10 protein-coding genes are annotated in these 14,712 nt (G+C 71.4%); 6 read left to right on the top strand and 4 right to left on the bottom strand.

Annotation, left to right across the window (positions count from 1 at the left end):
* Nucleotides 1-79 precede the first annotated feature (79 nt).
* Nucleotides 80-2,164: a TonB-dependent receptor gene (locus ACK8CO_RS11525; RefSeq protein WP_414896720.1), complete on the bottom strand. Its 2,085-nt coding sequence runs from the start codon at nucleotides 2,162-2,164 to the stop codon at nucleotides 80-82.
* Between the two features lie 437 nt (nucleotides 2,165-2,601).
* Between ACK8CO_RS11525 and ACK8CO_RS11520 the strand changes: the two genes are divergently transcribed.
* The 3 genes from ACK8CO_RS11520 to ACK8CO_RS11510 are packed head-to-tail and all read left to right on the top strand — an operon-like array spanning nucleotide 2,602 to nucleotide 5,282.
* Nucleotides 2,602-3,864 (top strand): isochorismate synthase, encoded by a 1,263-nt coding sequence (locus ACK8CO_RS11520; protein WP_414896719.1) that lies wholly within the window; start codon nucleotides 2,602-2,604, stop codon nucleotides 3,862-3,864.
* Nucleotides 3,865-3,867: 3 nt separating this feature from the next.
* On the top strand, nucleotides 3,868-4,521 hold the full coding sequence (locus tag ACK8CO_RS11515) for an isochorismatase family protein (protein WP_414896718.1): 654 nt from the start codon (nucleotides 3,868-3,870) through the stop codon (nucleotides 4,519-4,521).
* A complete protein-coding gene (locus ACK8CO_RS11510; protein WP_414896717.1) occupies nucleotides 4,512-5,282 on the top strand; it encodes an SDR family oxidoreductase in 771 nt (256 codons plus the stop codon). Before ACK8CO_RS11515 ends, ACK8CO_RS11510 begins: the two co-directional genes overlap by 10 nt.
* On the opposite strand, the gene ACK8CO_RS11505 is transcribed toward ACK8CO_RS11510, so the two are convergent.
* From ACK8CO_RS11505 to ACK8CO_RS11495, 3 genes are read right to left on the bottom strand one after another with little or no spacing between them, the layout of a single operon-like run.
* A complete protein-coding gene (locus ACK8CO_RS11505; protein ID WP_414896716.1) occupies nucleotides 5,279-5,923 on the bottom strand; it encodes a 4'-phosphopantetheinyl transferase family protein in 645 nt (214 codons plus the stop codon). The two genes, ACK8CO_RS11510 and ACK8CO_RS11505, sit on opposite strands and share 4 nt — an antisense overlap.
* Nucleotides 5,916-6,167: a phosphopantetheine-binding protein gene (locus tag ACK8CO_RS11500; RefSeq protein ID WP_080618257.1), complete on the bottom strand. Its 252-nt coding sequence runs from the start codon at nucleotides 6,165-6,167 to the stop codon at nucleotides 5,916-5,918. Before ACK8CO_RS11500 ends, ACK8CO_RS11505 begins: the two co-directional genes overlap by 8 nt.
* 57 nt (nucleotides 6,168-6,224) lie before the next feature.
* Nucleotides 6,225-7,835 carry a (2,3-dihydroxybenzoyl)adenylate synthase gene (locus tag ACK8CO_RS11495; protein WP_414896715.1) on the bottom strand — a complete coding sequence of 537 codons (1,611 nt, stop codon included), beginning with the start codon at nucleotides 7,833-7,835 and terminating at the stop codon, nucleotides 6,225-6,227.
* A gap of 175 nt (nucleotides 7,836-8,010) precedes the next feature.
* On the opposite strand from ACK8CO_RS11495, the gene ACK8CO_RS11490 reads away from it, so the two are divergent.
* From ACK8CO_RS11490 to fepB, 3 genes are read left to right on the top strand one after another with little or no spacing between them, the layout of a single operon-like run.
* Entirely contained in the window at nucleotides 8,011-12,378 is a 4,368-nt protein-coding gene (locus ACK8CO_RS11490) for an AMP-binding protein (protein WP_414896714.1), read from the top strand.
* Nucleotides 12,375-13,763, top strand: coding sequence for a condensation domain-containing protein (locus ACK8CO_RS11485; RefSeq protein WP_414896713.1), 1,389 nt, complete (start codon nucleotides 12,375-12,377; stop codon nucleotides 13,761-13,763). Before ACK8CO_RS11490 ends, ACK8CO_RS11485 begins: the two co-directional genes overlap by 4 nt.
* A complete protein-coding gene (fepB, locus tag ACK8CO_RS11480; RefSeq protein WP_414896712.1) occupies nucleotides 13,760-14,710 on the top strand; it encodes a Fe2+-enterobactin ABC transporter substrate-binding protein in 951 nt (316 codons plus the stop codon). The genes ACK8CO_RS11485 and fepB overlap by 4 nt, the downstream gene beginning before the upstream one ends.
* Nucleotides 14,711-14,712 lie beyond the last annotated feature (2 nt).

Below are 14,712 nucleotides of genomic sequence, written 5' to 3'. Positions count from 1 at the left end.
ATCCCGCGGTCCGGATATGCGGCCCGGAAACGGCAAGGGCCCGCGGCGGCGGGCCCTTCCGGCAACCGGCGCCTGGGGCTCAGAACGTCATCTTCACCCCGATCCCGATCATGCGCGGCTCGACCAGCGTCGCCTCATAGCCGCCGACAACCGCCCGGCTGGCGCGCATATAGGTGACCGCATCCTCGTCGAAGAGGTTGTTGACATAGCCGTAGAGCTGCAGGTTGTCCCGCAGGTCATAGGCGATGCGGGTATTCGCCACCGTGTAGGACTCGACGAAGCTTGCCGACAGGTTGTCGTCATCCGAGAAATAGGACCCGCTGTAGCGCACATTGCCCGACAGCGTCAGATCGGGGCGGATCTTCCAGTCCGCGCCGAGGCTGATGTTCTGGCCGGGGGCGCGGCCGAACTCGTTGCCGCTGTAATCGGCATCCGCGCCCGAGAATTTCTCGATCTCGGTCGAGAGCAGGCCGAGGCTGCCATACAGGCGCAGCGCCGGGCTGGCCTCGTAATCGAAGCCCAGCTCCAGCCCGTAGGCATTGGCCTTCTCGGCATTCACCGTCACCGCCTCGTAATAGCCCGCCACGGCCTCCGAGGTGACATAGCGCTGCATGTCCTTGAAATCGGTGTAGAACAGGTTGGCACTCAGCCCCAGGCGGCCATCCAGCACCCGGGTGCGGGCGAAGAGCTCGTAATCGGTCGAGGTCTCGGGATCGAAGGCGACCCATTCGCCCGAGGTCAGCCCCAGCGTCACGCCGCCCGGATTGTAGCCCCTCGACACCATCGCGCCGATGGTGGTCGCCTCGTTCACGTCATAGGACAGCGACAGCTTGGGCAGCCAGTCGTCGAAGGTCTCGTCATAATCCAGATCCTCGGTCGCAAACGGGCTCGACCCCTCGCGCTGCACCCGGTCGCGCTGGTAGCGCAGCGAGCCGCTGAGCGTCCAGCGATCGGCGAAATCGTAATCGAGGCCCGCGAACAGGCCGAGGCTGTCCTTGGTGTCGTCGAAGGCGGTCATGCCGCGCAGGTTCAGCGTCTCGTCGCTGTCGGTATGCGAGAGATAGAGCCCGGCGACGCCGCTCAGCGCAGAACCGTCATTGCCGAAGGTCAGCCGGGTCTCGTTGGAATAGCTGTCCTGGTCGATCACCGCAGAGCCCGACGTCTCGGGCGAGGTGGTGCGCCGGGTATAGAGCGACGAGAATTGCGACTGGTTGGTCAGGATCGCACCATTGTCGAATTCCTGCCTCAGGTCGAGGATCGTGGTATTGGTGAACTGCTTCCAGCTGGGGTTCTGGGTGACGGTGCTGTCATAGTCGGAAAACGGCACGGTCGCCGCCTCCCAGGTCGGGCGGTTGCCATCGGTATGCGAGAAGGTCAGCATCGCCTCGAAGCCCGGCATCGCGGCGGGCGTCCACAGAAGCTTGAACCGCGCGGTCTGCGAGAGGTGGTCCTGATCGGTCCCGCCCAGCGAGAAGGCCGGGTTGACATAGTCGATGACATTGTCCCGCGCGGTGTAATCCAGCGCGATCCGCGCGGCCAGATCCGGCGCCACCGCGCCCGAGGCCATCAGCGAGGCGCGGCGCTTGCCGCCCGAGCCGTATTCCAGCCGCGCCGCCCCCTCGCGCTCGAAGGTCGGATCCCTGGTCTTCACCACCAGCGCGCCCGCGATGCTGTTGGCACCCTGGCTGATGGTCTGCGGACCGCGGAACAGCTCGATATGGTCGACATCCCAGATCGAGGTCGAGGAATAGACCAGCTCGTTATAGCTCAGGTAATGGCCATCGAGGTTGACCGCGACCCGGGGCACCGAGCCGCCGAAGAAGGCCGGCGCGCCCGAATTCGGCCCCTCGCCGTCCTGGCCGCGGATCGTCGGCGCGCCGCCCTGACCGCCCGAGGCGGCATAGGTCACGTTGGCCATGTCGGCGACAAGATCCCTGACGCTGTCCTTGCCCTCGGCCGCGTCGATATCGGCCTGCTCCACCGCCGTCACCGAGGCCGCCGTCTTCTGGAAGCTGCGGGTCAGGGTGTCGCCGATGATGAAGAGCGTGCCGAGGGAATAGGCGTCCTCGGACAGCTCCTGCGCCATGGTGAGGGTGGGGGTGACTGCGCAAAGCGCGGAAATGCTGGCGCCGCCGACCAGGCGGGCGACTCGTCGCTGTACCATTTCAAAGCCTTGATGTTTCGTGCTTGCGATATGGCTGGCGACGAGAGGGTGGAGATCTGCCCGCGTGGGGGCGCTGAATCATGCGTTGACCTGCGCAATTTCTAGCGCATGGCCCGCCGAACGCAATATAGTATATCGAAACAGTCAGGATTGGGTCAGTCTGCCGCAGCCTGCCCCGCCATACCTGACCGAAAAACTAATCTTTCCTGTTGAGCGGTCCCCGCGGCTCTGTCATGCTCTGCCCAGGCAGCCAGGCCCGTCGGGGCCGATGCGCAGCGGCCCCCGCCCGGCCGAGACGCCCGCGGCACGCATCGCGCGACCTCCTTACCCCGTTTCCCCGGTCCCTCCATGTCCCCTGCGGGCGGAAACGCCCCGGGTCCGGAAGGCCCGATCCCGATGCGAAACCCGCATGACAAGCAGAACGCGGAGGTTGATGCGTGACCCTGCCCTTCCCCGATCCCGCCCAGACAGAGGCGCCCTCGCTGCCGCCCGACCAGCCCTTCACCTTTCGCAATGCCCATGACAAGACCGGTGGCCGGATCTGCGCGACAGGCCCCGTCCGCCCCCTCCAGCCGGGCAGCGCCACGACCCTGAAAAACAGAATCACCCCATTCTTCGATGCTGGCCGGGAGGCTGACATTGACGACGCGGCGCTGATCGGCGGCGCGCTGCCCTTCGACAAGGCCGGGTCCGACTGCCTCTGGCAGGTCGCGGGCGGCCACGGGGCATGGCCCGGCGAGACCGCCCTGGCCCGGCCCCGGCCGGTTCCGGCGACGGGCGCCGCACGGCTCGAACGCCAACCCCGCCCCCAGCCCCCGGCCCGTGGCTACATGGACAGCGTCGCCCGCGCGCTCGAGATCATGCGGGCCGAACGCGGCCTGCCCGATGCCCTGACCAAGGTCGTGCTGGCCCGCAGCCTGCTGGTCGAGGACCGGATGGCCTTCGCGCTGCCCGGACTGATGGCGCGGCTGGCCGAGGATCCCGCCGTGACCGTCTTCCAGGTCGCCCTGCCGCCTGACGCCCGGACCGGCGCCCCCCGCCATCTCGTCGGGGCCACGCCCGAGCTTCTGCTGCGCAAACGCGGGGACAGCGTCGTCTCGCACCCGCTGGCGGGCTCTGCGCGCCGGTGCGACGATCCCGAAGAGGACGCACGCGCCGCCAATGCCCTGGCCCGCTCGGAAAAGGACCGCCGCGAACACGGGCTGGTGGTCGAATACATCCTCGACACGCTGGCCCCCTGGTGCAAGAGCCTGGGCACGCCCGGAGGCATGGCTCTCGCCGCCACCCGCTCGATGTGGCATATCGGAACCCGGATCGAGGGACGGCTGAAGGCACCCGGAACGCCCGCCATCCTGCTGGCCGCCGCGCTGCATCCAACACCTGCCGTCTGCGGCCTGCCCTGCGCGCGCGCCGCCCGGCTGATCCGCGAGCTCGAACCGGTGGCGCGCGATTTCTACGCCGGCACGGTGGGCTGGTGCGACCGGCGCGGCGACGGCGACTGGTACGTGGCGATCCGCTGCGCCGAGCTTTGCGGCGCGCGCGCGCGGCTGTTCGCGGGCGCGGGGATCGTGCTGGGCTCGGACCCCCATGCCGAAGCCTCCGAGACCGGCGCCAAGTTCGGCGCCTTCCTCAGCGCGCTGGGGCTGCCCCCCGACGCGGCGCTGTCCGAGCCCTCCCTCCCCAGCCAGCCGAACGGATGATCCATGACCCTTCCAAAGATTGCCTCCTACCCATTGCCCGCGCCCGGCGCCCTGCCGGCCTCCCGCGCCCCCTGGCGGCCCGAGCCCGGCCGCGCCGCCCTTCTGATCCATGACATGCAGCGTTATTTCTGTGCCCCCTTCCCGCAAGGCGCGGCGCCCCTGCCCGGCGTCATCGCCAATATCGCGGCGCTGGCGCGGGCCGCGCGGGCGGCGGGAATGCCGGTCTTCTACACCGCGCAACAGGGCGATCAGCTGCGCGCCGACCGCGGCCTGCAGGCCGATCTCTGGGGGCCCGGCATGTCGCGCCGCCCCGAGGATCAGGACATCCTGCCCGAGCTTGCCCCGGCAGAGGGCGACATCGTCCTCGTCAAGCACCGCTACAGCGCCTTCCAGCGCTCGAATCTCGAGCACCTGCTGCGGGCGCGCGGCCGCGACCAGCTGCTGATTGCGGGCATCTATGCCCATATCGGCTGCCTCGCCACCGCCGCCGAGGCGTTCCAGCGCGACATCCAGCCCTTCGCCATCGCCGATGCCCAGGCCGATTTCGACGCCGCACGCCATGACATGGCGATGCGCTGGGTCGCCGGGTGCTGCGGCGGCGTGATCGCCACCCGCGACGCGCTGGCCGCCCTGCCCGCGGAGGCCGCATGCGCCTGACCGGGTTCGAGGGGCGCACGGCCCTGGTGACGGGGGCGGCTGGCGGGATCGGCCGGGCCTGCGTCGAGCTGCTGAGCCAAGCGGGGACCCGGGTCGTGGCGACCGATACCGCCGCCGCGATCGAGGCCCTTGGCGAGCGCCCGAGGGCCGCTGCCTGGCTGCCCTGCGATCTGCGCGATTCGGAAGCGGTCGGGGCGATGGTGACCGAGGCCGAGACCCGCGCCGGGCCGCTGAGCCTTGGCGTTCATGCCGCCGGAGTGCTGGCGACGGGGCCGCTTCTGGAGATGTCGCCCGAGGACTGGCGGCGGGTACAGGGCATCAATCTCGATGGCAGCTTTCATCTGCTGCAGGCGCTGGGGCGGCGGCTCGTCCGCCAGCCGGGTTCGGCGCTGGTGGTGGTCAGCTCGAATGGCGGGGGCATTCCGCGGCTCGACATGGGCGCCTATTGCGCCTCGAAGGCGGCGCTGACCATGCTGACCCGCTGCCTCGGGCTGGAACTTGCCCGCCACGGGGTGCGCTGCAACGTGATCGCGCCGGGCTCGACCCTGACGCCGATGCAGACGGGCATGTGGCAGGACGAGGACGGCGCCGGGCGGGTCATCGCGGGCGATCCGCAAAGCTATCGTGCGGGCATCCCGCTGGGCAAGCTCGCTACGCCCGAGGACATCGCACGGGCGGCGATGTTCCTCCTGTCCGAGGAGGCGGGCCATGTCACCATGGCCGATCTCTACGTCGATGGCGGCGCAACCCTGCGGGGCTAGAGCGCGACCGCCGTCATCACCCCCTGCTCATGGGTGATCAGCACCGGCTCGATCCGGCGCCCGGCCTCCCAGCCCGGCGCCAGATCGCAGGTCAGGCACAGCAGCGGCGGCCGCCGCGCGCCGCCGGGCATCATCCGCGCCGCGTCGAAATCGAACCGCCGCCCGATCCTCGGGCTCAACGCCTTGAACAGGCTTTCCTTGGCCGAAAAGATCAGCCCCACCCAGACCGGATCGGTCCCGAAACAGGCACGCTCGCCCGGGGTGAGCGCCACCGGCGCGATCTCGGCCGCGACCTGCGGCGACAGCGGGCCCTCGATATCCACTCCCAACCCGACCCGCTGCGCCGACGACCCGACCAGCGCCAGTGCCTGCCCGGCCGCATGGCTGATCGAGCCGGTCAGCCCCGCAGGCCAGTGCGGCGCGCCATCCGCGCCCCGCCCGGCCAGGCAGGGCATGCCCGTCAGGGACGCGCTGGCCGCCGCCGCCGCCAGCCGCCCGGCCCGGAACTCGGCCGACCGGCGCGCCCCCGGCCCCTCGGCCCGGGCAACCGGAACCGCCACCGCCCGGCAATCGGGCAGCGCCGCACCCAGCCGGGCCAGCGCGAGATCGATCCCCGCCCGGACGGGCAGGCCGTCAGCCATCGCGCCGGGCGTCGATCAGCGCGGCCCAGGCATCCAGCGTCGGCTCCCGCGCCAGATCCTCGAAGCCGACATGGATGCCATGAGCCTTCAGCTCGGCCGCCAGCTTCATCACGCGCAGCGAATCGAGCCCGTAATAGATCAGGCTCTCGGCCGGATCGATCGGGCCCTCGTCCTCGAGCAGGCTGTTCAGCCGCGCGCTCAGCCAGTCGCGGTCGGGGGCCGGGCTTGTGGTGGTCCGGGTCATGTCATCCTCTCCTCTCGGGCGTTTCAGTGGGCGTCATCGGAGGCACCATGGGGGCTATCATTGGGGGTGCAGCAGGGCGGCGCGCAGGGCCGTCTTGTCAGGCTTGCCCACGGGCGTCAGCGGGATCGTCTCGGCAAAGGCGAAGCGGTCGGGCAGCTTGTACTCGGCCACCCCCAGCGCGATCAGATGGCGGCGCAGCTCGACCGCACGGAGCGGCTTGCGCGCCACCAAGACCGCGCAGCCGCGCTCGCCCAGCCGGGCATCGGGCTGGGCCACCAGCGCGGCCTGCAGGATGTCGGGATGGCGCAGCAGAAGGCCCTCGACCTCTTCGGCCGCGATCTTCTCTCCGCCCCGGTTGATCTGGTCCTTCACCCGGCCGACGACGCTGAGATAGCCCTGGGCATCGCGCCGCACCAGATCGCCGCTGTGATAGAAGCCCTCGGCATCGAACACCGCGGCATTCTGCGCGGGGCTGCGGAAATAACCCCGGAAGGTATAGGGCCCGCGCACCCAGAGCCGCCCGGTCCGGCCGGGCGCGCAGGGGCGGCCATCGGCATCCAGCACCCGGACCTCGTCATCGGGACTGATCGGGCGGCCCTGGGTGGCAAAAACCCGCCCGGGCGGATCGTCGAGCCTGGTATAATTGACCAGCCCCTCGGCCATGCCGAAGACCTGTTGCAGCGCGCAGCCCAGCAGCTCGGGCACCTGTCGCGCCTGCGCCTCGGCAAAGCTCGCCCCGCCGACCTGCACCAGCCGCAGGCTGTCGGGCACCGGCAGGCCGTCGCGCGCGGCCTCGAGCCAGAGCGCCACCGCAGAAGGAACCAGAGCGGCCATCGTCACCCGGTGACGGCGCATGAGCCCGAAGCACAGATGCGGCTCGGGGCTTTCGGCCATCACCACGGTGCCGCCGGCCCGGAACACCCCCAGCGCGCCGGGCGAACTCAGCAGATAATTATGCGGCGCGGGCAGCGCGACCAGAAGGCGGGTTCCTTCATCGACGCCGCAGATCTCGACGCTGGCGCGGACGGAGTAGTCGTAATCGTCATGGGTCCGCGGGATCAGCTTGGGCGTGCCGGTACTGCCCCCGGACAGCTGGAAGAAGGCGACGCCCGCAGGATCGGGCGCGGGCAGCGGCGCCTCGGGCAGATCGGCCTCGGGGTCCATCCAGCGCGCAAGGTCATGATCGGGTCCGGTCTCGTCCAGCCACAGGCCGAGGCGTGGTGCCAGCCCGTCCCGCCGCAGCGCATCGGGAAAGCCGTCATCAGCGAACAGAGGATGGGCGCGCGAGCCGACCAGCAGCGCCGGTTCCAGTTGCTCGACATAGGCCCGCATCTCATGGGCGCGGTGGCTGTAAAGCGCGTTCACCGGGCGTATGCCCGCCTTCAGCAGGGCAAGGAAGGTGATGTAGAACTCGGCCCGGTTCGGCAGTTGCACAACCGCGTGATCGCCCGGGCGCAGCCCGGCCGCGATCAGCCGCCCGGCCAGGACCGAGGACATCCGCTCGAGCGCCCCATAACTGAAGGACCGATTGCCGCAGAGGATGGCAGTGGCATCGGGCCGGGTGGCCGCCTGCTGGCGCACGCCTTCGCTCAGGGGCAGGCCCAGCCAATAGCCCCGTTCGCGATAGCGACGCGCCAGATCCTCGGGCCAGGGGGTGAAATCGTCCATCAAGATCCGGTCCCTGTGCAGCGGCCGAAATCGGCCGGAAATCAATACCCTGCCCGCCGCCGATTGCGCGCGCCGCAGCCATGAGGGCGCCAGTTGGCTTGCGCCGATTTGCTCCGGTTGACGGGCGCTGATAGTTGAGTATTTATGTCAGGAACTGTCAACAGGGTCGTTGCCGATGTATGATCTGACGCCGATGCAAGCGGCCAGCTGGGTCAACGGACATGCCGGGGGCCAGGGGGCGCAGGGTCCCTCGGCGCATCTTTATGTCGAGCTCGACCGCAGGGATGGTGCCCTCGATCCCGACCGGCTGGAGCGCGCGATTGCCGCCCTGATCGCCCGCCATGCCAATCTGCGGCTGGCCGTCGCGGCGGATGGCACGGCCCGGATCCTGCCGCCGCGCCCGGGGCCTTTCCTCGACCGGCACGATCTCAGCCGGCTTGGCGCGCTCGATTGCCAGCTGGCCCTCGAACGCATCCGCGCGGACCAAAGCCATCAGCGGCTGGCGCTGGAGCGGGGCGAGGCCGTGGCGTTTTCCCTCAGCCTGCTGCCCGGAGGCGGCAGCCGGTTGCATGTCGATCTGGACATGATCGCGGCCGATCCTTCCTGCTTTCCCGACCTGATGGAAGACCTGGCCCGGCTCTACGAGGACGGCCCCGGTTCTGCCCTGCCGGAAGCAGGCGATTTCGCCGCCCATCTCGAGGCGCGGCGCAGCGACCCGGACGGCCCCGCCCGCGCGGCCGCCGCCCGCGCCTGGTGGCAGGAGCGCATCGCCGCCCTGCCCGCGGCCCCGGAGCTGCCGCGCCCGCCCGGACAGCGGGAAGACGCCCCCCGCACCGCCCGCCTGGCCGAGCGGCTGGACCCAGCCCGGACCCGGGGCCTGATGCGCCGCGCCCGCGAGATGCGGGTCACGCCCACCGCGCTGACGCTGGCGCTTTTCGCACAGGAGCTGGCCCGCGCCTGCGGCCAGCCCGCCTTGCGCCTGACCGTGCCGATGTTCCACCGCCCAGAGGGCGAGACCCCGATCATCGGCGATTTTTCCGATTTCGCGCTTCTCGGGGTCGCGGGCGCAGAGCCCGATCTGGCCGCCCTTGCCCGCCGGGTGCAGGCCGATCTGGCAGGCGCAATCGGCCAGATCGCGCATCCCGGCCCCGGCCAGATGCGCGATCTGGCCCGCCATCTGGGCCATGTCCCCGAGGCCCCCGTGGTCTTCACCGCCGGGTTCGATCACCCGCGCGGCTCGATCCTGTCCGACCGCGCGCGGCGCTGCCTTGGCGATCTGGTCTGGTCGGTCTCGCAGGGGCCGGGCGTGGCGCTCGACGCGCAGATCGCACGGCTGGGGGAGGGGCTGCTCGTCAACTGGGACATCCGGCTGGATCTGATCAAGCAGGACTGGATTACCCGCCTTTTCAAGATCTTCATGGATCGCCTTCATGCGCTGGCAGATGCCCCGTCCGCACCGGAAAGCTGGCCTCTCAGTCCCTTGCAGCGTGCCTATCTGGCCGGGCGCGAGGAGGTGCTGCCGCTGGGGGGCATCGCCATGCACGAGGCGCGGCTCTTTCGCGGCAGGCTGGACGAGGCGGCCCTCGGCGCGCGGCTTCAGGCGCTCTGCGACGCGCATCCGGCACTGCGGCTGCGCATCGATGCCGATGCCGGGCGGCAATATCTGGCCCGGCACCCCAAGCTGCCGCTCGTGACCCACGACCTGCGCGCCGCGCCCGATGCCGAGGCCCGGCTGCAGGCGGTCTGGCAGGACTTCGCCCGCAGCCCCTGTCCGCTGGATGGCCCGCTGGATGGCCCGCTCTGGCAGGTCTGCGCCCTGCCCATGCCCGAGGGGCAGGAGGACGCGCTGGCCGTCAAGTTCGACGGCCTCGGGCTGGACGGGCCCGCCATCGCCCAGATCTGCGCCGAGCTTTTCGCCACCGACCCGCCGTCTGCCAGCACACCCGCCGCCGCGCGCCTGCCCGTTCCGCCGCCGGTTCCGGCCGAGGAGCGGGCCGCCGATGCCGCCTACTGGGCCGAGGCCCTGGCCCGCGTCGAAAGCGCGCCGCGCCTGCCCTGGCGAAGACCGCCCGACCGGCCGGGACCGGCGCGTTACCGGCGCAGCTCTCGGATCCTTGCGCCCGAACTGATCCGTCCCCTGCGCCGCACGGCCGCCCGCGAGGGGCTGTTCCTGAACACGCTTCTCGGCTTTGCGATCCTCGAGGTGCTGGCCCGCTTCACCCCCGATCTGCGGATCTGCGCGGGCCTGCCCACCGCCCCGGCGCTCGACCGCGAGGATCTGGGCAACCGCGCCTCCTTCATCGCGCTCGAGCATGACGCCGGCTCGGGCACGCCGCGCGCGAGGGCCGCCGCGCTTCAGGCCCGGACCATGGCGGGGCTCGGGCATATGGGTTTTTCCGGGGTCGATCTTGCGCGCCAGCTGCTGGCCCGGACCGGCGGGCCGCTGGCCCTGCCGGTGGTGCTGACCAACGGACTCGACTGGGAGACACCGCCCAGGGGCGCGGCCATGCGGCAGGTGGACGGGCTGACCCAGACGCCCCAGGTCGCGCTCGACATCCGCCTGATGCGCGCGCCCGGCGGCGGGATCGAGATCGCCGCCGATCATGCCGAGGACGTCCTTGCCCCCGCGACCGTGACCGCCATGCTGGAGGCCGCCCTGCGCGCGCTGGAAAGCATGGCCGAGACCGGCGCGCTGAGCCTGCCCGACCCGCTGGTCGCCGTGGATCTGCCGCCCGACCGCCCCCATGTGGCCGATCCCGCCCCCCATCTGCTCCGGATCGCAGAGGCCCTGAACCACGCGCAGGGCCCCGCGCTGATCTGCGGCGAGGAAAGGCTCGACTACCCTGCGCTTCGCGACCGGGTCGCCGCCGCCCTTGCGGGGCTTGCCGCAGAGGGGATGGGCCCGGGGGACGTGCTGGCCCTCCATCTGCCGCGCGGGATCGATCACGTGGTCCTGCAACTGACCGCGGCGATGGCCGGGATCGTCTGGGTGCCGGTCGATGCCGCCGCACCGCCTGCCCGCCGGGATTATCTGCTCGACCGCGCGGCACCCGCGCTGATCGTCTCGGAGGAGGAACTTCCGGGGCGGCGCTGCCTGCGCCCCGGCGATCTGCCCCGGCCCGGCGGCGCGCTGCCGGACGCGGCCAGCCTGCGCGCGCGCAGCCTCGATACCGGGCCGGGCTATTACCTCTTCACCTCGGGCACCACCGGCGCACCCAAATGCGTGGTGCTGTCGAACCGCGCCACCGCCAATGTGCTGGATCAGACCTTTTCCGCCTGGCAGGTAGGCCCGGAAGACGTGCTGATCTCGGTCACGCCGCTGCATCACGACATGTCGCTTTTCGATCTTTTCGGCGGGCTTGCCGCCGGGGCCTCTGTGGTGCTGCCCGCCGCCGGGCACGAGAAGGACGCGGTGGAATGGGCGCGGCTGGTCGCGCGGCACCGGGTGACGCTCTGGGTATCGGTGCCGGCGATCCTGGACATGCTGCTGGCCTGCGCCCGTCCCGGACAGATCGAAAGCCTGCGCCTGATCGCCCAGGGCGGCGACTATATCAAGCCCGCCACGCTGGCGGAGCTGCGCAGGCTCTGCCCCGCCGCGCGACTGATCTCGCTGGGCGGCCCGACCGAAACCACGATCTGGAGCATCTGGCACGAGATCGGTCCCGGCTTCGAGCCCGACGACGGACCTGCCCCCGGGACTGCCCCCGTCCCCTATGGCCGTCCCCTCGACGGCGCCGGGTACCGGATCTGCAACCCGCTGGGAGAGCCCTGCCCGCCCGGCGTCACCGGCCGCATCCACACCCTGGGCGACTGCCTGTCGCTGGGCTATCTGGAGCCGGGCGGCCTGAGCCAGGACGGCTTCGTCACCCTGCCGGGCGCCGACGGCACGCCCCAGCGCGCCTTCCGGACCGGCGATCTGGGCCAATGGTCGCCCGATAGGCCGGGACAGATCCTGTTTGCCGGACGGGTGGGCGGCTATGTCAAGGTACGGGGTGTCCGCGTGAGCCTTGGCGAGATCGAGGCCGCGCTGGCGGATCACCCCGCCTTGTCCCGGACCATGGTCGTCGATCTCGCCCCCGGCGACGGACGCGAAACCACGCTGGCCGCGCTTTACGCCGCGCGCGAGGGCCAGCCCCCCGGCCCCGCCGAGCTGCGCGCCTGGCTGCGCAGCAGGCTGCCGCAATCGCACCTGCCCGACCGCTTCATCGCCGTAACCGCGCTGCCGCTCTCGCCCAACGGCAAGCCCGACCGCACTGCTGCGCGGGCGCTTGCCCTGCCTCCCCACACCGCGCCATGCTCCGACAGGCTGGGACGCGCGGTGCTCGACATCTACCTGCGGCAGACCGGCCCGGCCCCCGAGGCCACCATCGACAGCCCGCTGATCGATCTGGGCCTTCTGCCCGAGCACCTGATCGGCGTGGCCGCGGCGCTGAATGCCCGCTTCGGCACCGCGCTGCGCCCCTCCCGGCTGATCCCGGCGCGCACCGCCCGGCAGGCCGCGCAGCTGATCCCGGCCCCTCCCGAACCGGAGGGGCTCCGATGACCGCGGAATTCCGGGACGCCGCCTGGCTGGAGCTGACCCTCGCCCAGCTCGATTTCTGGGAGGAGTTCCGCTTTCACCCGGACCGGCCGCTGTCCACCGTCGCCCATTGCATCGTGATCGAGGGCGCGGCGGACGAGATCGCGCTTGTCGCCGCCCTGTCCCGGCTTGCGCGCGAGGCCGAGGTGCTGGCGCTGCGCTTTCGCGACGGGCCGGGCGGGCCGCGCCAGCGGGTCGATCCCGGGCGCATCCCGGCGGTGCGCGTGCAGGACCTGCAACGGACCCCCGCCCCCGAGGCCCGCGCCCGCCGGATGATGGCAGAGGACATCGCCCGGCCCATCGATCTGGAGCGCGACCCGCTTTGCGCGCTCTGGCTCTTGCGGGTGGGGCCGCAGCGCTGGCTGTGGTATCTGCGCGGCCATCATATCCTGCTGGACGGCTACGGCATGTCGCTGATCGAGCGGCGCGCGGCCGCGCTTTATGCCGAAGCCCTTGGCCACCGCGCCGGTCCCGGACCGTTCCTGCCCTTCGCCCGCTACCTTGAGGAGGAAACCGCCTATCGCGCGGGGCCCCGCCATGACCGCGATCTGGCCCATTGGGCCGGGGTCCTGCGCGACATCCCCGATCTCGGCGTCCTGCCCAAGGGGGGCGAGGACTACGCCCCCCCGCCGCTGGCCGCCGCCCCCGACCTGCCCGCCGGGCTGGAGGGCCAGTTGCAGCAGGCGGCCCGCGCGGCGGGGATGGGCTGGCCCGATCTCCTGACCCTGCTCAGCGCCGCCTGGATCGCGCGCGACCACCCCGCCGGGGCGCCGGGCCTGCCGGTCTGGCTGCCCTATCAGAGCCGTCTGGGCAGCGTCGCCGCCGCCATCCCGGCACTGGTGGTGAACATCCTGCCCCTGATCGTCTCGCACCGGCCCGGCGAAACCCTCGGCGCCTGTCTCGACCGCTCCGGGCAGGCGCTGCGCGGGTTGCGCCGCCACGGCCGCTACCGGGTCGAGCAGATGGCCGCAGATCGTGGCCTGCGCGCGGGCGAGCGGTTCTTCTTCTCGCCGCTGGTCAATGTGCTGCCCTTCGATCCGCCCGAATTCCCCGGTTGCACCGCCCAAAGCGAGGTGCTGGCCGCCGGTCCCGGCGACGGCTTCAACCTGACCTGGAGCGCGCGCAGCGACGGCTCGGAACTGGCCCTGTCGATCGACGCCGATCCCGCCTCGGCCGGCGAGGTTGCCGCCGCGGCCCGCGCGCTTGTCCCCTTCCTTGCGCGCGCCTGCGCCCCGGATGCGCGGGACCGTCCGCTCGCAGAGCTGCTTGCAGAGCGCTCCGCCGGGCCCGCGCCATGCCATCCCGCCCGTACCGCCCGCCCCATCGCCAGCCGACAGGAGAAGACATGAACCGCCGTTCCTTCCTGACCCTCGCCACCTGCGCCGCCGCACTTGGCAGCTCTGCCCGGGCCAGTTACACGGGCGCCGCCCCCGGCTGGCCGCGCCGCCTGGCCAATGCCGATGGCAGCGAAACCGTCCTGCCCGCTCCGCCCGCCCGGGTGCTGTCGAGCTCGGTCACGCTCACCGGCAGCCTCCTGGCCATCGGCGCGCCGGTGATCGCCAGCGCCACCACCGTGCGCGGCGCCTTCTTCGAGCAATGGCAGGCCGAGGCCCGGGCCCGCGGCGTCGAGAAGCTCTGGCGCGCGGGCTCGATCGATCTCGAGGCCGCCTGGGCGCTGGAGCCCGACCTGATCGTGGTCTCGGCAGGCGGCGCCGATTCCGCGCTGGCGCAGCGCGCGGCCCTGGCCGAGGTGGCCCCGGTGCTGGTCCTCGATTACGGCGCGATGGCCTGGGAGGAACTGACCGCACGCCTCGCCCGTGCCACCGGCCGCGAGGCCGAGGCCGAGGCCCTGCTGGCGGGCTTTGCCGAGAGCCTCGCCACCACCCGCGCCACCCTGACCCTGCCCGGGGGCCGCGCCAATATCGTCAGCTATAACGGCCCCGGCGCGCCCAATCCCGTGGCCCGGGCCGGGGGCGCCCATGGCCGCCTGCTGACAGGGCTGGGCTTCGATCTCGAAGACCCGCCGACCAGCTGGCAAAGCGCCTCGATGCCCGCCTCGGCCGATGTGGTGCGCGCCTCCTATGAGCATCTCACCCAGCTGAGCGCCGAGACCACCTTCCTGCTGGCGGGCACCGACGCCGATGCCGCGCGCTTCATGGCCGACCCGATCCTTGCCAACCTGCCCTCGGTCGGGCGCGGTCAGGTCTACGGGCTGGGCAAGAACTCTTTCCGCATCGACTATTACAGCACCCGCGAGATCGTCGACGGCATCGCCCGCCGCTTTGGCGGGGCCTGAGC

The organism is Rhodovulum sp. HP10 (assembly GCF_047553435.1).
In the GTDB taxonomy this organism is placed as follows: domain Bacteria; phylum Pseudomonadota; class Alphaproteobacteria; order Rhodobacterales; family Rhodobacteraceae; genus Rhodovulum.
Note: the sequence above shows the minus strand (reverse complement) of the source record. Positions and strands in the feature narration are given on the sequence as shown.